At 45.0% G+C, this 21,891-nt stretch carries 10 protein-coding genes and 4 tRNA genes; 13 read left to right on the top strand and 1 reads right to left on the bottom strand.

All coding sequences use genetic code 11. The features are described 5' to 3' along the window. Positions 1–6: 6 nt before the first annotated feature. The 13 genes from AB4Z50_RS31530 (at position 7) to glmS (ending at position 20,277) form a co-directional block, all read left to right on the top strand. Positions 7–81: transfer RNA gene (locus AB4Z50_RS31530), tRNA-Gly, on the top strand. Positions 82–89: 8 nt separating this feature from the next. Continuing rightward, positions 90–166, top strand: a tRNA-Arg gene (locus tag AB4Z50_RS31525). 34 nt (positions 167–200) lie between these two features. After that, positions 201–277: transfer RNA gene (locus AB4Z50_RS31520), tRNA-Pro, on the top strand. Between the two features lie 14 nt (positions 278–291). Further along, positions 292–365 (top strand) — tRNA-Gly (locus AB4Z50_RS31515). Positions 366–2,389: 2,024 nt separating this feature from the next. Then, positions 2,390–7,702 (top strand): choice-of-anchor I family protein, encoded by a 5,313-nt coding sequence (locus AB4Z50_RS31510; RefSeq protein ID WP_441885570.1) that lies wholly within the window; start codon positions 2,390–2,392, stop codon positions 7,700–7,702. Between the two features lie 384 nt (positions 7,703–8,086). Next, on the top strand, positions 8,087–10,891 hold the full coding sequence (gene ppc / locus AB4Z50_RS31505; RefSeq protein ID WP_441885568.1) for a phosphoenolpyruvate carboxylase: 2,805 nt from the start codon (positions 8,087–8,089) through the stop codon (positions 10,889–10,891). A 244-nt stretch (positions 10,892–11,135) separates the two neighbouring features. Next, the gene (locus AB4Z50_RS31500) at positions 11,136–12,290 is read left to right on the top strand and encodes a S1C family serine protease (protein WP_441885566.1); all 1,155 of its coding nucleotides are present in this window, start codon (positions 11,136–11,138) and stop codon (positions 12,288–12,290) included. Between the two features lie 400 nt (positions 12,291–12,690). Beyond that, complete coding sequence (sigW, locus tag AB4Z50_RS31495) at positions 12,691–13,257, top strand: RNA polymerase sigma factor SigW (protein WP_054025284.1); 567 nt, start codon at positions 12,691–12,693, stop codon at positions 13,255–13,257. Positions 13,258–13,467: 210 nt separating this feature from the next. Beyond that, on the top strand, positions 13,468–14,106 hold the full coding sequence (locus tag AB4Z50_RS31490; protein WP_076271683.1) for a zf-HC2 domain-containing protein: 639 nt from the start codon (positions 13,468–13,470) through the stop codon (positions 14,104–14,106). A gap of 143 nt (positions 14,107–14,249) precedes the next feature. Continuing rightward, positions 14,250–15,092, top strand: coding sequence for a diadenylate cyclase CdaA (gene cdaA, locus AB4Z50_RS31485; protein WP_076271682.1), 843 nt, complete (start codon positions 14,250–14,252; stop codon positions 15,090–15,092). Further along, positions 15,085–16,488, top strand: coding sequence for a CdaR family protein (locus AB4Z50_RS31480; RefSeq protein WP_339205258.1), 1,404 nt, complete (start codon positions 15,085–15,087; stop codon positions 16,486–16,488). Before cdaA ends, AB4Z50_RS31480 begins: the two co-directional genes overlap by 8 nt. A 62-nt stretch (positions 16,489–16,550) precedes the next feature. Further along, the gene (glmM, locus tag AB4Z50_RS31475; protein WP_076271680.1) at positions 16,551–17,891 is read left to right on the top strand and encodes a phosphoglucosamine mutase; all 1,341 of its coding nucleotides are present in this window, start codon (positions 16,551–16,553) and stop codon (positions 17,889–17,891) included. A 553-nt stretch (positions 17,892–18,444) separates the two neighbouring features. Then, a complete protein-coding gene (gene glmS, locus AB4Z50_RS31470) occupies positions 18,445–20,277 on the top strand; it encodes a glutamine--fructose-6-phosphate transaminase (isomerizing) (RefSeq protein WP_441885562.1) in 1,833 nt (610 codons plus the stop codon). Positions 20,278–20,615: 338 nt separating this feature from the next. Here the strand turns inward: glmS and AB4Z50_RS31465 are convergent, their stop codons facing one another. Next, positions 20,616–21,233: an alpha/beta hydrolase gene (locus AB4Z50_RS31465; protein ID WP_441885560.1), complete on the bottom strand. Its 618-nt coding sequence runs from the start codon at positions 21,231–21,233 to the stop codon at positions 20,616–20,618. Positions 21,234–21,891 lie beyond the last annotated feature (658 nt).

The following is a 21,891-nucleotide window of genomic DNA, read 5'->3' as shown; positions in this document are numbered from 1 at the left end:
AATCATGCGGAAGTGGCTCAGCGGTAGAGCATCGCCTTGCCAAGGCGAGGGTCGCGGGTTCGATTCCCGTCTTCCGCTCCATAAATTGTGCGGCCTTAGCTCAGCTGGATAGAGCGTTTGACTACGAATCAAAAGGCCAGGAGTTCGAATCTCTTAGGCCGCGCCATTTTCCCAACATTAGACGCAATTCATTTACACTTCGGGACGTAGCTCAGCTTGGTAGAGCACCTGGTTTGGGACCAGGGGGTCGCATGTTCAAATCGTGTCGTCCCGACCATAATCTTTTTCTTTGCGGGTGTAGTTCAATGGTAGAACTTTAGCCTTCCAAGCTAATAGCGTGGGTTCGATTCCCATCACCCGCTCCAACTATTCAAACCCGAAAGCCTTGCGCAGCAAGGCTTTTTTTGTTTTTATATATTGCAATAAAAGTGTCTCTTGCACCTAATATGGTGCAGAAGATGGTGCGAAATTTTAATTAACTGTTTGAGGGTTAAGATATACTAACCGATCAGAAGCCTCTCTGCTGGTTATTTTAGAATCATGCATATAAATATCTGCTGTAGTTCCGATCTTCGCATGAATGAAGCAACCATTCTTCTATTTGTTTGAGTTCTGAACCACTCTCTCGCAATAGTATCGCCGTTTTATGCCATAGATCATGCAAACGGGTATTAGGGAGCTCTCGATTGCTTAGAAACCTGCTCTAGGCCAGAGAGGAGAGGGGCGGATAGTAATTCACACCTTCTCACCATGAAAGACATATCGCTTAGTACCGCCTTACCAGGTCTTACATAACATTTATTTCATTCTAGTCGGAAGCGTCTTAGAGACTCCCTGTACTAAACAAGTGTATGTAAGCTAATCAAATATCCATTTGTATAGTCGGAAAATTAGCCGAGGGAGGTATATCCATACTTCAAAAAATACTTCCAATCTGTAAAAAAAAGTATCTACCTTATTATTACGAGTTCTGCGCCTCATTAAATCATTCTCCTTTATTGGCATTAGGTGAATTGGAGAAATATAGTTACACTTCGATATATCGATTCGATAGTGACCACGTTTGAATTCTAATAAACTTAAAGCTTATTTTTTGGTAAGCCAATTAATTAAATATATGACCCCAATTGCAGAGCCCAAAACTAAAATCTTCTCTATAATGTTTTCCAATGTAGCTCGTCCCCTGCTTCATACATGCTAAGAAAAAACAGAGCCACAAGAATGGTTGGGGCATATAGGGATTGTTTTTTTATTCGTAATGACCTCATTCTTTCTTTATTTACAAATATTTCTACGCAAAGCATTAGTCTAAGTTTCAAAGACAGTGAACATAAAAACATTTAAATCTATTCTTGAAATATCAAGTTATGATTAAAAATTTCGAATGGCGCGGCTTAGAAGCGTTATTTATGCAGCAAAGTAATTTATTTAAAATGCTTAAGAAAGTGAACTATCATATATTAGCGGCAAGTACCTAAAGCGGAAGTTGAAGGTATAAAGTGGGGTTTTGATGAATTGGTACAGGCGCAAGTATTCTTAGCTAATTGTGAGGGTTCTCTACAATTAAAACTTCCAAGTAAGAGCTGTAACGGACATGAGATACCTTATTTGCCGAAATTCCATCCTTTTAGAGAACTAACGGACATAGGATCTCTTATTTAGCTTCAGAATGCTTGATTAGGCTACTTTTCGAGCTATTAACGCATCCTATGTCCGTTAGATCCACGTAATGAGCTTGAATTCTCGAAATAGCGGATTTCATGTCCGTTAGTACTGAACATGAACATCACAAGAGCAGACTCCTATGTTGAGCGGAAAATATTATTTGTGCAAACATAAATAAATGCATCAATACAGAAACCAGATGCCTAATAAGCGGCGATTCCAACCTTATGTAGAATTAACGGACATGAGATACCTTATTTGCCGAAATTCCGTCCTTTTATAGACTAACGGACATAGGATCTCTTATTTAGTTTCAGGATGCTTAATTTAGCTACTTTTCGAGCTATTAACGTATCCTATGTCCGTTAGATTTACGTAACGAGCTTAAATCCTCAAAATAGCGAATTTCATGTCCGTTAGGGTTAAAGGTTAAACATGAATACATAACAGCAGATTCCAATGTTGAGCCGAAAATATTATATGTGTAAACATAAATAAACATATCAATCAAATAACCCGTCTGGAAGCTCCCAGCGGGTTATTTTGTTTGCCCCAAACGCTTTATCTAGAACCATACACGTTGCCAATAACCAAACACTCCACCAATAACCAACCCCCACCAAACCCCAAGCGCTTTACAAAAGCTTCATGGAACATTAATCATTATGAAATAAAAACTCTCTACAATTCTAGTTAACATAATAGATATGGGAGTGAGTGAAACTTGAAGATCTATAGTAAAAGGTTAATATCATTATTATTAGCTACGGAAATTACGGCCAGCATGGTGCTGGCAGGCGGACCTGTCATGGCTGCTGGTTTGCCATTGTCTGGGACGCCTTACGCAGTAGACAGTGCCTATAATGTAGCGATCCCGCATGTTGTTATTAATCAAGTATATGGCGGCGGCTTGAGCACAGATACGACCACGCTGTTGTCTCACGGTTTTATTGAGCTTTATAATCCGACGGATAGTGATGTCAATCTTGCTGGTTGGTCGCTGCAATATGCGGAACCGCTCCCAGGTGTAACGACAGGTGCTACTAAGGCTTGGGAAATGCTAAATTTGACCGGAACGATTAAAGCGCATTCTTCTTTTCTTATAACAGGAGCTTCTACAGGTGCTGCAAATCCTAAAGTAAATCTCTCTGCCAAAAGTGATCTTACTTGGGAGCGTTTCATTAACAATAAAGGGATGAAGGTTGCTCTTATGAGCAATCAAACTTTACTGACTGATCCTAATCCTTTTGACACTAAGCCAGACGGCTATGTAGATATGGTCGGTACAGGAAGCAACGATAAGGATAGTAATATCGACGGTTATGAGACTGCATTCCCTACGGGCTCAGCAGAAGGCACATCGAAGAAAAAGTCCATTCGCCGCAGCAACTTCGTAGATACAGACAATAATAAAGCGGATTTCAAACAAGTCGATTATGAGGTAGCTACCGGCGATGCATTACTAGAAGCAATACCCCGCAGCGGTGCTGACGGCGCATGGGGGCCGGGTATTGTCCAGCCGCTAGTCATTACTACAGCATCTCTTGCTGATGGCTTTGTTGGATCTCCATATTCCGCAGTTATTCAGGCTACTGGTGGAAACACGCCATATACTTTTACAGCAACTGGTTTACCAGAAGGGCTTAGTCTTGCGCCAAATGGTGCTTTAACGGGGACACCGACTAAGGCGGTAGCAAATACTAATGTGACGATTACAGCGACTGACAGCACGGCAGGTACGCCAGTTAGCATAGTTAAGTCGTTTGCGTTTACCATTCAATCCAGTATAGCTCCAGCAACTCATGTTCTCATTAATGAAGTATATGGCGGCGGCGGGAAAATTAATAAAGATACTCCGCCAGCAGCATCTCCATACCTGTATGATTTTGTAGAGCTCTACAATCCTACTGCTTCGCCAATATCACTTGCAGGATATCATTTAAGATACAGCAATAAAGGTGCTACAACGGTACAAGGCTATGATTTTGAAGAAGGTGCGGTCATTGCTCCTCATGATTATTACCTCGTTCGCCTTGAAGCAACATGGGGCAATACGAGCGACAAAAATTACGGAGATCCTTACCTAGCTGATGCATATGCAAGCACGAAAGAGCAATCCATCGGCATGTCTGATGTGGATGGCACGGTGGAATTATTTCAAGGAGTGTACGCCACTTCGGCAGTTGTTGATGCGGTAGGCTTCGGTGCGGTTCAAACTACCCTGCATGAAGGAACATCCGTAGGGAATGGGGCTTCACTGCCAGCGGCTGTTAAAGGCGAGCGCCGCATTAACTTCCAAGATTCCAACAACAATGCTGCTGATTTTGCAGTAGTGGATCCATCGCCTACGCGAGGTGGGAAAACAGAGGGAACCGTTGATGTCATTCCTGATTTTGTGAAGCTTATCGGCTCACTCCAGAAGAATACAGCAGACAAAGCGGTAACGGTCGAAGGTTTGGTTACAACACCGTCCGTTAAATCGGATAACAGCCAAGCAAACGCAGTGCGTTATGTACAATCGTTCACGGGCGCAATTGCTGTTGAAGGCATGGACCCGTCCATCCCGATAGGCGCAGAGGTACGCGTTTCTGGGACGGCCGGTCTTCATGACGGCGAAGTGCGGGTAAAAGGCAACTTACAGGTAACAAGGCTGAACAATAAAATTTTTAGCTTAGTGGCGGAAGATACGTTCGATAAGTCTATGCTGAACGTAGATAAGCTTAGTTCAGTAACAGCTGATATGTACGGCAGGAGAGTGACAACTACAGGCAATGTAACTGCCGTGGACAAAACGGCTAATACGATTAAGCTTGATAACGAAATGTTGCTTTATGTGAATGGAGCGTTTCCGAAGGTTGAAGTTGGGGACAATGCACAGGCTACGGGAACCATTGGAGTTTTTGGCAGCGAAGTTAGATTGGCTGTAGCGAGCGCAACTGCAAATATGCTCATAAAGCCAGTGTCCGCTGAGATTAAAGATACGTTCAATATTTCAAAAATCGGACAATATTCAGTAGGCCAATTCAATAAAGATGGCGGCGTTGCCGAGATCGTGAAATTCAACAAAGACAATGGCAAATTTTATTTGGTTAATGGCTCCGGTGATCCGCCAAGCCTAGATATTGTCAGTCTGGGAAGCGGGAACGAAACGCTAAGTAAAGAAAAAACGATACTTGTTAAGCCGATGGCTGAGGTTGAAGGTTTTGTATACGGTGATTTAACTAGTGTAGATATTAATACGACGACTAAGCGTGTTTCTGTCGCAGTACAAGAGGCAAATCCACTCAAGCCAGGTAAAATCATCGTACTTGATTATGATGGTAATTTAATCACAGCCTATGCTGCTGGTGTACAACCAGATATGATTAAGTCAACAGCGGATGGAAAGTATATCCTTACTGCAGATGAGGCGGAGCCGCGCAATGGTGCAGATGATCCTAAAGGAAGCGTAACGATCGTCAACACAGTAAACAACAACGTTACACATGTACTCTTCGATGATCCGTCCGTTATCGAGGATGGTGTTCATATTCGCGGCAAAGTAGATGCGGCAGATGGGAAAATTAAATCGAGAGGAACAAAAGCAGACGCTGTGTATGATCTGGAGCCTGAGTATATCACTCTTTCGGATGATAACAAGACAGCCTATGTGTCATTGCAAGAGAATAATGCAATTGCGATTATTGATATCGAAACGAACAAAGTGACGGCTGTAAAAGCACTCGGATTAAAGGATTATAATGATCCGCGTAATTCTCTCGACGTTCTAAAAGACGGTGCGATTAAGCTGGAAAATGTACCTTTTAAAGGGATGTACATGCCTGATGGCATCGCATCTCATACGATTAACGGTCAAACGTACCTTTTTACAGCTAATGAAGGCGATGTAACAGAATGGCCGAACCTTACAAACGGCAGCACGATAGGTGCATTAAAAGGAAAGCTTGATCCGACTTCAGCGGCAGCGATTTTCCTAAATGGCAAGACTGCTTATGATGGTATTGAAGTCGCAAGCGATATGGGCAATGACGGCATTTACATGTACGGCGGACGTTCTTTCTCTATCTGGAATGCGAACTCGATGGAGCAGGTCTATGACAGCGGCAACGATTTTGAAACGATAACGGGCAGTCGCTTGCCAGCATTCTTTAACACAAGCAACAGTAAGACAGCCATTGACGATCGAAGCGGCAAGAAGGGACCAGAACCGGAAGATATTAAAACGGGGAAGGTTGGCAATAAGGTTTTGGCATTCGTTGGTCTTGAGCGCATCGGTGGTTTCATGACCTATGATGTAACAGATCCTGCGCATGCGACATTCGCTAATTATACAAATACTCGCGTGTTCAAAGACAGTCAAGGCAAGGACAACTTAGATACAGATACTGGCCCAGAAGGCTTGGAGTTTATTCCGGCTAACATTAGCCCAACTGGAATGCCTTTACTCTTGGTTGCTTTCGAGGTAGGCGGCAAGGTAGGCGTATATCAGCTGAATGTAACGAAAGTAACGATGGATAAAGCTTCCCTTTCCTTAAAAGTTGGAGATGCTGCATCGAAGCTGGTTGCAACCGTCCAGCCTGTAGGCGGAAGCTCTGCTGCTGCGATATGGACTTCTTCTAATACAGCTGTGGCAACCATAGATTCAAATGGAAATGTCACAGCGTTAAAAGCCGGAACAGCGGTCATTTCAGCAGCGAGTGCTGACGGATATGGTCTCGCTGAGACGAGTATCACGGTTACTTCAGTTAACATCGTAACTCCATCGCCAACACCGAATCCATCGCCGACGCCTGCACCTTCTACAAAACCTGAAGATGCTGGAGTGACGATCGTAAATGGTGAGACCGTAAAAGCAGTAAGCACACTTAAAGCTGAAACGGATAACAGCGGTAAGACAACAGCAACGGTAACGGTAAATCAATTGGATGCAGCAATAGCTGCATTAGATAAAGCATCAAACGGCAAGCCTGCATCCATTGAGTTTAAAATGGCGGCTAACACAGACACCAAGTCAACGGCTATCAAGTTTGAGGAAAAAGCTATCGCTAAGCTTGCAGCTAAGGGATTGAAGTCGCTGGATGTTAATGCAGGACTAGGAATCGTATCCTTTGATGCTAAGGCTATTGGAACATTGGCGGCAGCCTCAGGGAATGGCGAGCTTTCCATAGCGGTCAACAAAGCGGATGTATCTAAGCTTTCTAGTGCGATTAAGGAAACGATCGGCAGCCATCCTGTGTATGAGTTTGATGTGATCGGCGGAAAAACAGCGATTACCGATCTGAAGGGCGGTACAGCACGGGTTAGCATTCCTTATTCGCTTCAAGCAAACGAAGACAGCCAAGCAGTAGTCATCTACTATATTGCAAATGACGGCAAACTTAGCATTGTACATAACAGCGTGTACGATAAGTCGACAGGTCAATTACAGTTTACGGTCAGCCATTTCTCTACTTACGGAGTTGGCTACAATCATGTGGCATTTTTGGACACTGCATCAAGCTTTGCGAAGGATTCTATCCTTTACTTATCTTCCAGAGATATAATCGGCGGCTTGGGCAATCAAAAGTTTGCTCCAAAGGCTAACATGTCAAGGGCTGATTTCACACTCATCCTTGCAAGAATTGCCGGCGCTCAACTGGACGATTACACGTCATCAAGCTTTACGGACGTGAAGTCATCCGATTACTTTGCAGGGGCGGTAGCATGGGCGGCTGAAAAAGGAATTGTCGGAGGCGCTGGAGATGGCAGCTTCAATCCTAAAGCCAATATTAGCCGTGAGCAAATGGTTGCTATGATTGCAAGGTTCGTTGAAGTCATGAACTTTGATTTGCCCGTGCAGACAAATGCTATAGCGTTTGAAGATGCATCATCTATTGGTGCATTTGCGAAGGAAGCAGCAGCTGCAGTGCAGCAGGCGGGAATCATTAACGGCAAGATCTATGCAAATAAGGCAGGCAGCTATTTTGCACCGAAGGATTTGGCTACCCGTGAGGAAGCAGCAAAAATGCTGGCGAAATTAATTCAATTAATGGCATAATTCGACTTGAGCAAGACCGCAGCGCCCTTCAGAGAGAGGTGCTGCGGTCTTTTTCATAAGAGGTCTTATTTATGGGATTGAACCAGTCCTTTCGCTAATTTATTAAGCATCGTTAACTTAACTGAAGCGGGTTGTCTTTCGCAGTTATTATTTAACGGAAACATAAGCAGCAAAAAGGAGCGGGTTATATACTCCGGTGGAGTGAATCTGTTTTTGTTAGGATTGGCTTCAGGGCTTCAACCCTGTAGGTTTTTGTAGTATGATGGTAGAAGTCAAAAAAACGTTCATGTTGTACAAGCAAGCTTTCGAAGCGATTGCTGCTTCGGAAAACAAGTAAATGCTTACGAAGCGATCGTTGCTTCGCAAAAATTTAGGAGGAACAGTATGTCGGATCAATCTGCATCTACTTTGACCACAAATCGGCAGCAGGCTAACAATTTGCTGCGACGCGATGTCCGGTTTCTAGGCAACATTCTCGGTGAAGTTCTTGTTCATCAAGGCGGCCGCGAGCTGCTTGAAATCGTAGAACGGATTCGTGAACAAAGTAAATCTCTTCGCGCTGAATTTGTACCGGAATTATTTGATCAATTTAAAGAAAATGTATCATCGCTTAACCCGGAAATACGTCATCAAGTGATTAGAGCGTTTGCTATTTATTTTCAGCTTGTCAACATTGCAGAGCAAAATCATCGGATTAGACGGAAACGTGATTACGAGGTTTCTGCTGGCGAAGCGGTCCAACGCGGCTCCATTGAGAGCGCGGTTCAAGATCTGAAGGAACGCGACATTGCAATCGAGGAAGTTAGAGATATTTTGAGCAATATTTCGCTGGAGCTAGTAATGACTGCACACCCGACCGAGGCAACTCGCCGCGCGGTGCTTGATATTCATAAACGGATTGCTGTAGATGTGATGGAGCTGGATAACCCAACACTAACCTATCGCGAGCGCGAGAAGCTGCGTGAGAAGCTCATGAATGAGGTTCTTATTTTGTGGCAAACAGACGAGCTTCGTGACCGCAAACCAACCGTTATCGATGAAGTTCGTAACGGCTTGTACTATTTTGATGAGACATTGTTCGAAGTGCTTCCTAATGTTTATGAAGAGCTTGAACGCTGCCTAAGCAAGTACTATCCAGATGAGAAATGGCATGTGCCGGATTACTTGCGCTTCGGCTCTTGGATCGGCGGCGATCGCGATGGTAACCCATCGGTGAAAGCTCAGGTAACTTGGGAAACGCTAACGCTGCACCGTCAGCTGGCTATTCGCAAGTACGAAGAAAAACTAGGCGAGCTTATGGATCTTCTCAGCTTCAGCACAAACCTTGTCGAGGTATCAGCTGAGCTTATCGATTCGATTCGATCGGATCGCGAGCATGTTGAGCTTAAGTGCGTCGATCTTTGGAGAAATACGAAGGAGCCTTACCGTATTAAGCTTGGCTTTATGTTAGAAAAGCTGGCTAATACACGCGATGAATCGCTTAAGGGTTCGCAAATGCGTTACAACCACCCGGAAGAGCTTCGCGAGGACTTGCTCGTTATCGATCGCAGCTTGCGTCATCACTACGCTGATTATGTAGCAGATACAGCACTTGCTAAGTTAGTACGTCAAGTGGAGCTGTTTGGTTTCCACCTTATGGCACTTGATGTTCGTCAGCATAGCCAAGAGCATGAAAATGCGATGGCAGAAATTTTGGCGAAAATGAATGTAGCAGCAGATTATGCGGCACTTCCTGAAGAAGAAAAAACAGACCTACTTCACCGTCTCCTGAATGATCCGCGTCCGCTTACTTCGGGGCATCTAGATTACACGGAGTCCACGCGTGAATGCTTGAATGTATACCATACGATTTATCGGGCGCAGCAAGAGTTTGGCATCAATTGTATTTCAAGTTATCTGATTAGTATGACGGAAGCGGCAAGCGACATGCTTGAGGTTATGGTGTTTGCGAAGGAAGTTGGCCTGTTCCGCAAGGAAGCGGACGGCACGATTCGTTGTACACTGCAATCGGTACCGCTATTTGAAACGATTGATGACCTGCATGCAGCACCAGCTATTATGAAGCAGCTATTCGAAATGCCGATCTACCGTCAAGCGGTGGAAGCTCGCGGCAACCTGCATGAAATTATGCTTGGTTATTCCGATAGCAACAAAGACGGCGGAGTTGTTACAGCGAACTGGGAGCTGCGCGTAGCACTTAATGAAATTACAGCAGCCGGCAAAGAGTACGACGTTAAGCTGAAGTTCTTCCACGGCCGTGGCGGAGCGCTTGGCCGCGGCGGCATGCCGCTTAACCGCAGTATCCTTGCACAACCGCCACATACGGTCGGCGGCGGCATCAAAATTACCGAGCAAGGTGAGGTTCTATCCTCGCGTTATTCGATGCAAGGTATTGCATACCGCAGCTTGGAGCAAGCAACTTGGGCGCTGATTACGGCTGCTCGTCTGGCGAAATACCCAGAACAAGCACCGCAAGCAGAAGCAGAGTGGGAAGAAATTGCACGTTCGATTTCCGAGACGGCACTCGAGAAGTATCAGGATCTTATTTTCCGCGATCCAGATTTCTTGACGTACTTCAAGGAGTCGACACCGCTTCCTGAGGTTGGCGAGCTGAACATCGGTTCACGTCCTTCCAAACGGAAAAATAGCGATCGTTTCGAGGATTTACGCGCCATTCCTTGGGTGTTCGCATGGACGCAAAGCCGCTACTTGCTGCCGGCATGGTATGCCGCTGGTACTGCAATGAAGCAATATACTGGCGACGACGAGGAAAAGTTGAACACGCTTCGTACGATGTACGAGAAGTTCCCGTTCTTCCGCTCGCTAATTGACAATCTTCAAATGGCTCTTGCCAAAGCAGATTTGCTTATTGCGAAGGAATACGCAGATATGATTAAGGACAAAACGATCCGCGATCGTATTTTTGAGCAAATCGAAGAAGAATATAAGCTTACATCTGAGCTTATTCTTAGCATCACAGGCCAAACGGAAATTTTGGATAATGTTCCTGTTATCCAAGAGTCGATTCGTCTTCGTAATCCGTACGTCGATCCGCTTAGCTACATGCAAGTGCAGCTGTTAACTGAGCTTCGTGCACTGCGTGATAACGAAGAAGATGATCCAGAGCTGCTTCGCGAAGTGCTTCTGACGATCAACGGCATTGCCGCAGGACTTCGGAATACAGGCTAACTGTTCAAACTAATCGCTTAGGCGAATATAGAATAGCTACAAAGCCAACCATGGTATTTACTGTGGTTGGCTTTTTTTCGTTGAAAGCAGCTGAAGGCCTTGTTGTGAGAAGCTAGAAAAACAAACTGCAACAGAACTCTATTTTTCTTATGTTCTTTTATAGTCCACTTAAGTTTTGTTTAAGGTACATCCTGCATGATAGGTACATAGGAAACAGACACCTACTATTGAGAGGATGATAGAGATGAACGAGGAAAACAAACGCTCAGAAACGAGCGGTGATACTTACACGTCGAACCATACATCGAATGAAACGAACCGGACTCCTGTCACTACTTATATTTATGAATCCAACAAATCAACAAATGAGCTTAGAGCTTCATATGAGAGGGAGCTTGGGCTGGGACAGGATGAGAACGGAAGCGGGTCAGGGTCAGCACCAGGCGGTAAAAAACGTTCAAAGCGTGCGGGCGGCAGCTCGGCAAAAACACTGCTTGCATCGTTCTTGATTGGCGCTCTCGTCATTGGCGGTTTCTCCTACATGGCAGATAAAAACAATCTGTTCAGCGGAGGGGAACAAACCGTTCAAAACTCGGGCTCCAGCGTTGTTAGCAATTCAGGACAGCAGGATGCTGGCTTGTCTACAGCATCGCTAAGCTCAAGTGAAGATATCGCTTCCGTCTATAAAGCTGCGAGCCCCGCGGTTGTGAAGATCGAAAATTATGGGGAGCCAGCACGTTCGAACTCCATGTTCGACGATCCACGCTTTCAACAGTTTTTTGGAAATGGCGGGTCGGGTAGCAACGGGCAGCAGCAAGAATCTCAAGAACAACAGCCAAGCAGTTCAAATCTTGAGTTAGTAGGCTCTGGTACAGGCTTTTTCTTCGAATCGGATGGTTATATTCTGACGAACGAGCATGTAATTGCGGGTGCAAAGGAGGTTAAAGTAACGGTTCAAGGTTATGACGAGCCTCTAACAGCAAAGGTGCTTGGTTCGAGTTATGATCTAGACTTGGCTGTGCTTAAGGTGGAAGAGCCTAACGGCAAAGCATTCCCGTCTCTTAAACTGGGAAGCTCTGACCAAACGCGAATCGGTGACTGGGTGATGGCGATCGGCAATCCATATGGCTTCGATCAAACGTTGACTATGGGCGTGTTAAGCGCGAAAGAGCGCCCAATTACGATTGCAGATGAGCAAGGGAACCATAATTACGAGCATTTGCTGCAAACGGATGCCTCTATTAATCCAGGGAACTCTGGAGGACCGCTTCTCAACGAGAAGGGAGAGGTTATCGGTATAAACACGGCTGTGAACGCTGAGGCACAAGGCATTGGCTTTGCGATTCCTACGACGACGATTACAAAGGTGCTCGAGCAATTGAAAACAAATACACTTTAATAAATATAAAGCGCATGAACATTGAAGGTCTGGGAACATTACGTTTCCTAGACCTTTTTTGCTTTATTTTAGCGTTCCTAGCCGAAAGTCGAAAAAACAACTAGCCTCAGGTCGATTGCTGACTGAACGTCAAACCTATATAATTATTAGAACGGTTAGTATTTTTTGGAGCAAACGGCAATGAAACCTGAACCTGATGTAAGTACATTGCTGCTCATGACTATGAACATTACGACTAATTAGGGTCGATGCTCATATTGGAAGTATCTTTCTCAATTGTCTTGCTTTTTCAGCCCATGTGCATTACGATTTTTCTAGGGTGTATGGATGCGGACATTATATATTTATAAAATAGAGCAAGGCGATCAGTCGATCGAATGGAAGGTTTGGAGGAGTTTAGGTGATTGTATTGGAAGCACGCCTGGCGAAGTTATCGCTTAAAGGCGATCAGCAGGCTTTTGCTGAGCTTGTAGACCTCTATCAAGACAAGCTCTTTCATATGGCTTATCGAATGTTAAACAGCCGCCAGGAAGCGGAGGATGTTGTACAGGATACGTTCCTTCGCGTTTACAAAAACCTGGATAGATATGATGAAACGTTAAAATTTTCAACTTGGATATATAGAATTGCTACGAACTTATGTATTGATCGACTGCGCAAACGCAAGCCGACCTATTCGCTGGATGCGGAGTCATCGGATCACGAGGGGCTGGATGGCTACTCCATGATACCGAGCGATAATCGGACGCCAGAATCAGAGCTGCTTCTCTCGGACACACAGCGCATTATACATGCGGCTATTGCTTCACTGCCACCGAAATATAAGAGCGTGATGACGCTTAGATATATGCAGGACCTGTCGTTGCAGGAAATTGGCGATGTGCTGGACATGCCTGTCACGACGATCAAAACGCGGGTTCACCGCGGCAGGGAATTTCTTCGGAAGAAGCTTGAGCATAAGTTATAATTACAAATAATGATACAATCCTCCAAAGGAAAGCCATGTCTAGCGCAGACATAGGCTTCTTTTTGGGAGAAATTCAAGCTAATTCCTTACCTGCAAAGGATTACTTACGCGATTACGAAAAAAAGTGAAACATCCTTCTTGCTAGTAACGTATCCTAATAGCGAGATAAGAACTTAATGCGCGAGCAACTGAAAGAAAGGACTGGCTGCTATGAATTGCAACGTCGCTATCGTATGGATGCATGATTATTTGGACGGCGAGCTGCCGCGTGAAGATATCGTTACGTTAAAATCTCATTTGCTTTCCTGTCCCGCTTGTCGCAGCCGGTTTGAACAGCTCCAGAAGACGGACGCCGCGGTGTTCCAGACTTTAGAAGCGATTAAGCCTGCCGCGGATTATGACAAGAAGGCATCCGAGCTTTTAAATGAACGAATTATGCAGCAACTGCCGAAGAAACAGAGCAAGCAGAGAAACCGCATCGTACGTTTTATTTATCGGTACCCCGGAGTAACAGCAGCTGCTGTGTTTGTACTCGTTATGTTAGGCAGCTTCTTCACGATGTGGGAAGAGGATACCAAGCTGATTGTTGCAGGCGAGGATCTTCAGCAGGTCATTATAGAAGGAAATACAGTTATTGTGCCAGAGGGTGCTCATTTAACGGGTAATTTGACCGTAGAAAATGGAATAGCCGATGTTAAGGGCGAGGTGGACGGCAACGTAACCGTCATTGACGGAACCTTGAACCTGGCTTCAACCGGCCATATCGCGGGTCAGAGCAGAACGATTGATCAAGCGCTTGATTGGTTCTGGTACAAAGTAACGCAAACTTTTGGCGGTAACGCTCGCTAAAGCAAGCTGCCTCCCTGTTGCAGGGGGGCGTTTTTTAATTTTTTTTTGAAAAAAAGGATTTCCAATCCCATATATAGAAAATAATAAAGTTGAAAACCGATAATTAGACAATAATAAGGGGATCGGCTGTTGGGGGTTGGCATATGAGTTATTTCTCAGATTTAACATGGCATGACTATTTAAAGGATATTATAGACGTTGGTATAGTTAGTTATATTATTTATAAAATGATTTTGCTTGTGCGCGGAACAAGGGCAGTTCAACTTTTAAAAGGGATCGTCGTACTCGTCGCTGTATGGGGACTAAGTACATGGTTCAATTTGTATACGTTGAAATGGTTAATGAACCAGATGTTCACCTTCGGAATTGTGAGCGTGCTGATTATTTTTCAGCCTGAGCTGAGACGCGTGCTTGAGCAGCTTGGTCGTGGAAAGCTGTTTGCGCGGTCATTTTCGCTTGATCGGGATGTCGTCAATGAACAAATTGACGGCGTAATTAAAGCTGTCCGTTTTATGGCAGAACGAAAAATCGGGGCGTTAATCGTATTTGAGCGGAGCACAGGCCTCAGTGAATTGATTGAATCGGGCATCCGTATGGAATCGAAAATTACATCGGAGCTGCTGATTAACATCTTTACACCGAATACACCGCTGCATGATGGAGCTGTCATTATACGCGCTAATCAGATTATGGCGGCGGGCTGCTACTTGCCTCTATCGGAAAATCCTTTTATAAGCAAGGAGCTTGGAACTCGCCACCGTGCCGCTATTGGAGTAAGTGAAGTAACGGATGCAGTGTCCGTAACCGTCTCGGAAGAAACGGGGCAAGTGTCATTGTCTCTAGGAGGTATGATCGTACGAGATATTAACGAGGAATCGCTGATTTCGAAGCTCTTTGATGAGCTGACTCCGAAGACGACAGGTCGTACGAAGGAACGTGTAACCATATCGTCTCTTTGGAAGCGGAAAGGAGGCAGTGATGGATAAATGGTTAAGTCACCCCACCTCTCTCAAAGTAATATCCGTCATAGTCGGATTGCTGCTCTGGGCTATTGTACATATTGATCCGGACACCTCACCGCAGACGGCGACATCAAATATTGATACCAAAACGATCGAAGCATCGGTTATTACGGCAGATGGCCTAGATACAGATAAGTACGTGCTTACGGCGATGGAACCTACCGTCGTGCGGCTTGACGTGCAGGGCAGGTTAACTGTTTTGTTCAATGCTTCTTCGAAAGATGATTATAAGGTTCAAGTGGACTTGAAGGGAGTAAAACCCGGTATACAGGAATTGCCTTTGACGGTAAAACTGCCTAAAGGGATTACGCTTGTGGAGATGTCGCCGCGCACCGTTACGGTTCAGATCGAAGAAATTGTAACGAAGCCTTTTGAGCCGCAAGTCATTGTGGAAGGCAAGCCGGCAGACGGTTATATTGTTGGAGCATCGACGATTGTAGCACCGACAACAGGTGTACAGGTTACACTGCCTAAGGATGATATGAGCAGAATCGGTGCTGTTACGACGGAGATCAATATTGAGGGTGCAGATAAAACGGTTGTTAACAAAAAAGCAAAAGTAATTGTATACGATGTAGACGGTATTGAAATGACAAATGCGATTGTTTCACCAGAAACGCTGCATGTCGAGGTCAAGGTAACGCCTCCGCTTAAGGTACTGCCTCTACAGGTGCGCTATACGGGCACTCTGCCTGAGGGACTGAGCTTAGTATCGGTGAAGCCGGCAATTGACAAGGTGACCGTATACGGCGAGCAAAAGCAGTTAGACGAGCTGCAGGTTTACGATGGGGTCGTGCTTGATCTCTCGAAGGTGAAGCAAACAGGAACCATTCGTGTGAAGACGGAATTGATTGATGGAATAAAGGCAATTGATCCAGCAGAGGTGGAGCTCAATGTCGTTGTAGCTCCCGTTAAGAATAGAACACTTACAGGACTAGATGTAGCTATAGAAGGTATCGCAAACGGGCTGTCAGCGGTTATACGGACGCCGGCAAACGGTAAGTTTGATTTAACCGTCAGCGGAGCAGATCCGGTGTTGTCTACGCTTAAGGCATCGGATATTAGCATTATTGCCAATGTAGAAGGTCTAGGTGTAGGCACGCATGTCGTAACGCTTCAGGTCGATGTGCCTGCGTATATTCAGACCGTACTGGCTGATGGGCAAACTTTAACGGTAACGATAGAAATAACGGACAACTCCGTACCAGGATCAGGATCAGGCGGAGACAACTCCGAGGAGGTCGGAGGCACTCCGACAGAGGAGTCTCCTCCCCCTGCTACGACACCGCCTCCAGACACCAGTGAGGAGACTGGCAATGGTGGCGGAAACGCAGCAGGCGGTTCAACTACGAATCCATAATCATCAGAGCGGAATAAGTATATAACAACGAAAGCAATATATTACAAAGGAGCTTTTTAAACATGGGGAAATATTTCGGTACAGACGGTGTTCGTGGCGTAGCCAATCGTGAGCTTACACCTGAGCTAGCATACAAAATCGGTCGCTGCGGCGGCTATGTTCTAACACATAAGGCACAAAAGCCGAAGGTGGTTATTGGCCTTGATACACGGATTTCCGGCCCTATGCTGGAATCTGCACTGATTGCGGGTCTTTTGTCGATTGGTGCAAGCGTCGTGCGTCTTGGCGTCGTATCCACACCGGCAGTTGCCTATATTACGCGTGAGCTTAACGCTGACGCTGGCGTTATGATTTCCGCATCACACAATCCTGTAGAGGATAACGGCATTAAATTTTTTGCTGGCGACGGTTTTAAATTGTCGGATGATACCGAACTCGAAATCGAACAATTAATTGATGCTCTTACAGATGAATTGCCGCGGCCTGAGGGCGGAGATATCGGAGCGGTATCAAGCGATAAAGGCGCTAAGCAGCGTTATTTGGATTATTTGAAAACAACGATTAAAGGCGAATTCAAAGGTTTGAAAATCGTGCTGGACTGCGCGAACGGTTCCGCTTATGAGCTGGCTCCTTCGGTATTCCGCGAGCTTGGAGCGGACATTATAACAGTAGGCGCTGAGCCGGATGGTTTGAATATTAATGCTGGCGTTGGTTCGACGCATCCAGAATATTTGCGTGAGCAGGTACTGGCGCATGGCGCAGACCTTGGGCTTTCTTTTGACGGGGACGCTGACCGTTTAATTGCAATTGATGAAAATGGCGAAGAAGTAGACGGCGACTTTATTCTTTGTATTATTGGCGATGCGATGAAGCGTGAAGGCAAGCTGAAAGAGGATACCATTGTAACGACGGTTATGGCCAATATCGGCTTTTTCAAGGGAGCAGAGCGCATTGGCTTGAAGACAGCGCAAACGGCAGTTGGCGATCGTTACGTCATGGAAGAAATGCGTCGCGGCGGCTTCAATCTAGGCGGCGAGCAATCCGGCCATGTTATTTTCCTTGACCATATTACGACTGGCGACGGTATTCTTACTGCGCTTCAGCTCGTTGATACGATTGCAGCCTCCGGCAAGAAGCTAAGCGAACTTAAAGGCCTTATGCGTAAATACCCGCAAAAGCTTGTTAACGTACGCGTAGCGGACAAGAGCTTGTATCAAGGCAATGCAGCGATAGAAGAAGCGGTGAAACGTGTAGAGCTAGAGCTTGGCGACAACGGCCGTGTGCTTGTTCGTCCATCGGGTACGGAATCTTTGATTCGCGTTATGGCTGAAGGGCCAGAGAAGGAACAGGTCGAGGCTTACGTTGATCAAATTGCAAATGTCGTTAAAAGTGAACTAGGTTAATCATAGAGAATAATGGTGTCGAAGGCCTGTCGGTTCTTGTAGCCGGCGGGCTTTTTTAGCATTATTTTGGAAAATGGACGAGTATATTTTCCGTGAAAGGTTGCACAGCGGCTGGAAAATGAATATGATAGGTAGTGTGATTCAAGAAGGAAAGCGAGGATAGAGGTTATTTAAGCAACATAAGCGCCAGAGCTTGCGTGATGAATGATCGGTGGTAGAGCTAAGATAGATCAGCTTGAAGCGGGTATTCATACGGGAAGCTGACGAGGTGAAGGTGTTCGAAACATTCGGCGGGGACCTTCCGGTATTACAAGCCAACCGAAAGCCGTTACGTAAAACGGCCGGGCGACCGGTCATACAATCGTGCGGCAGGCTTCGATTATAATATTACTCCCGTATGTCCAAGATGCCACCAGCAGGGTGGGCATGGGCAGAGGGGTTACATTTTCCGCAATCATTCGGATTATTTTGTGACAACTTCATAGTGCCTGTGCCACGCATTGGCGGCATCCGATAAGGACGGGAAAATAACCTATCGGAGGCCTATTAAATTATGTGTGGAATTGTAGGATATATTGGTAAACGCGACTCGCAGGACATTTTGCTCGAAGGATTGAAGAAGCTGGAGTACCGGGGTTATGATTCCGCTGGTATCGCTGTCTTCACGAAAAACGGGCTCGAAATTACAAAGTCCAAAGGACGTCTCGCGAATCTTGAAGGCTTGCTGCGTGAAGTACCGCTCGAAGGTTCTATTGGCATTGGTCATACACGCTGGGCTACTCATGGTAAACCATCTGATGTGAACTCGCATCCGCATACGGACAACACGGCTAAATTTTCGGTTGTTCATAACGGAATTATTGAGAACTACTTGAATCTTAAGGAAGAATTAGTGACAAAAGGGCATGTTTTTGTATCGGAGACAGATACGGAAGTCATTTCCCATTTGATTGCTGATGAATATAACGGCAACATCGTGGAAGCTGTACAGCGTGCGGTTAAACGTATGCGTGGAGCGTTCGCGCTTGGTGTTTTGACTGAGTTTGAACCGGATCGCCTGGTTGCGGTTCGTTATGCAAGCCCGCTTGTTATCGGTGTAGGTGAAGGCGAAAACTTCATTGGCTCGGATATTCCGGCTATTTTGGAGCATACGCGCAACGTTTATATTTTGAACGACGGCGAAATGGCAATCCTGACACGCGATGCTGTCGAAGTAATGACGACTGAAGGCGAAAGTATTTCCAAGGAAATATTTCATGTCGATTGGGATCTAGTAACGGCAGAGAAAGCTGGATTTGATCACTTCATGCTGAAAGAAATTCACGAACAGCCAAAAGCTTACCGTGATACTATGATGAGCCGCATTTCAGAAGACGGTAAATCTGTCGACTTAAAAGAGCTGGGTATGACAGCTGAATATATTAAATCGATCCGCAAAGTACACATCGTAGCATGTGGAACGGCATATCACGCAGGTCTTGTCGGCAAAACGGTCATTGAGTCGCTTGCTCGCATTCCGGTTGAGACAGATGTGGCATCCGAGTACCGTTACCGCTCTCCGATCATTACTCCGGATACGCTGGTTATCGTTGTAAGTCAATCTGGTGAAACGGCTGATACACTTGCAGCTCTACGTGAAGCACAGCGCAATGGCGCTCGCGTGCTTGCGATCACGAACGTAGTAGGCAGCTCGGTTGCCCGCGAAGCGGATCATGTGCTTATTACATGGGCAGGTCTTGAAATTGCGGTTGCTTCGACAAAAGCATACAGCTCGCAATTGATTGCTTTTTATCTGCTTGGTCTACACATGGCAGGTACGCTTGAGACCAAAGAAGCTTCTTACATCGCAGAAGTTCTTGAGGCTATGCATCAGCTTCCAACTCAGGTTGAGCGCATCCTTGAGCAAGCGTATGTGCTTAAACAAGTTGCAGAGTCGTTCTCGCATCACAAACACTTGTTCTTCATCGGCCGCGGCGTTGACTATGCCGTAGCGCAAGAAGGCTCGCTGAAGCTGAAGGAGATCTCGTATATTCACTCCGAGGCTTATGCAGCTGGTGAGCTCAAGCACGGTACCTTGGCTCTCATAGAGGAAGGGATTCCGGTTATTGCTCTTGTTACACAAGAAGAGCTGTACGAGAAAACACTTAGCAACATTAAAGAAGTAAAAGCGCGCGGCGCTCACGTTATAGGCATAGCGAACCAAGGGGCAGAGGAAGAAGTTGCGAAATCTGTCGACGAGCTGTTCGCGATTCCAAAGACACTTCCGATTTTGTCACCAGCGCTATCGGTTATCCCGCTACAACTGATTTCTTATTATGCTTCGTTAGCTCTTGAGCATGACGTGGATAAACCACGGAATTTGGCTAAGAGTGTTACGGTGGAGTAGGGAGTTAGGGTTGGAGTGGAATGTGTGAAATTTTAATATAAAAATGTCACACTCCTCCCCAAAAAGCCTGCATTCTTCGAAATGCAGGCTTTTTTATATTAAAAGTGATGTATACAATGAAGTTATTCGCGACTAGTGTGTAGTAAGAAAATTAGTGTTAGACGGTGAAAATAAAGCTTTAGACAAGGAAATAAGTCTTTGCTAATGGGTAGATGTCTTTATAGAAGGCTATGGTTATGTTAAATCCTAATGTTAATTTTCAACTTAAAGAAAACTGCCCTACGTAGGGCGGTTTATTCAGCTAACGTTACTCGTTAGCTTAATGACTATCTTGTGCACTATTTATGATTGAAAAACCCACTAGATACCTCCACTAAGTTTTTCAATATCTTTAAAGACTGATGCAAATCGCTTACCTCTAATATGTGATTTGCATCTTTTATTCTAAGGACTTCTGTATTTGGAAATCCTTCGATATGTTCAATATCATCCTCATGAAAAACTGGATCTTTTGTGCCGCTTACAACTAATCCACCAAATTTCTCAATTATCGGGATTGTTGATCTTATAGGTGTTAAGAACATGTGTCTTATCGATCTTTCTTTAAATAATTCAGCTGTCTTACCAGCTATGTACGTTCCAAGACTTTTGCTGACAAATACGACATCATTATAATCATTAATTATCTGGTTTATTGAGGTGTAGCATTCATGAATCAACTGATCAACTTTAGCTTCTTCGAAAGCGGTTCTCGCAGATTGGTAGCCATATTCAAGCATTAATAGATCATGGCCCGCATCATATGCGGATCTGCCCGTATAGTATAAAAGAGGTAATTCACATGAGTAATTCTGCCCAGGGAAAAACACAGCAACTGAGGGGTTATCATTTTTTATGTGTTTGTGAGAAATATCCCTGCCCCACTCAGAGTGTAAAATAATCTTTTCAACTTGCATCCACAACACCTCTTTACAAGTTATTTGGTAATACATTCAATATCCATCCACTAATCCCCTCCCCAACTCGCTCACAAATTTAGTATACAAAACTGCCCGTTAGCGTAACGACGAAGGGCTGCCACGTGGCAGCCCTTTTAGTCTTCAACTATCGTTACCGGTTAGCGTAACCCTTATTCGATGTGAAACCTTTTAGCTTCAAGTAGTTATCCATAGGGAAGTCATAATTAATCCATTTTTCTTTGTAACCTTCCCGTCCATGTTGCTTTAACAATAAGTCCAGTGCTTGAACAACTGCCTTTGTAAATTCCAGTATAGAACCAGTTTCATCTCCTTATTTGTTCAACAATAGTTACCCGTTGGCTTACTTTTTACTGTATTTGAAATAATACCACTCTGAACTAGAAGCCATAACAATATGTAAAAGGTAAGGGTAATATTCTATGCGGTTTCCCACAACTATAATCTGCTCAATTATTAAATAACTCCATATCAACTGATAAATGAAATTAGCAAGAAAAATAGGATTCCGTGACGGGGAGCATATCACTTCGGTGGCCTTATCGGTTTATTTATGAAGGCGGGAACGAAATTTGTTTTTTAAAAGAGTAAAGCATGAAGGCAATCCTTATCTCGGACGAGCTGATGAGCTGACAAT

Origin of the sequence: Paenibacillus sp. 2TAB26, assembly GCF_052115145.1 — a bacterium.
GTDB lineage: Bacteria > Bacillota > Bacilli > Paenibacillales > Paenibacillaceae > Pristimantibacillus.
Note: the sequence above shows the minus strand (reverse complement) of the source record. Positions and strands in the feature narration are given on the sequence as shown.

Bases quoted from the DNA above. Each gene is read 5' to 3' on its own strand.
- AB4Z50_RS31490 (WP_076271683.1), top strand. From the start codon at position 13,468: ATGAATTGCAACGTCGCTATCGTATGGATGCATGATTATTTGGACGGC.
- AB4Z50_RS31465 (WP_441885560.1), bottom strand. From the start codon at position 21,233: ATGCAAGTTGAAAAGATTATTTTACACTCTGAGTGGGGCAGGGATATT.
- ppc (WP_441885568.1), top strand. From the start codon at position 8,087: ATGTCGGATCAATCTGCATCTACTTTGACCACAAATCGGCAGCAGGCT.
- cdaA (WP_076271682.1), top strand. From the start codon at position 14,250: ATGAGTTATTTCTCAGATTTAACATGGCATGACTATTTAAAGGATATT.
- AB4Z50_RS31480 (WP_339205258.1), top strand. From the start codon at position 15,085: ATGGATAAATGGTTAAGTCACCCCACCTCTCTCAAAGTAATATCCGTC.
- AB4Z50_RS31500 (WP_441885566.1), top strand. From the start codon at position 11,136: ATGAACGAGGAAAACAAACGCTCAGAAACGAGCGGTGATACTTACACG.
- glmM (WP_076271680.1), top strand. From the start codon at position 16,551: ATGGGGAAATATTTCGGTACAGACGGTGTTCGTGGCGTAGCCAATCGT.
- glmS (WP_441885562.1), top strand. From the start codon at position 18,445: ATGTGTGGAATTGTAGGATATATTGGTAAACGCGACTCGCAGGACATT.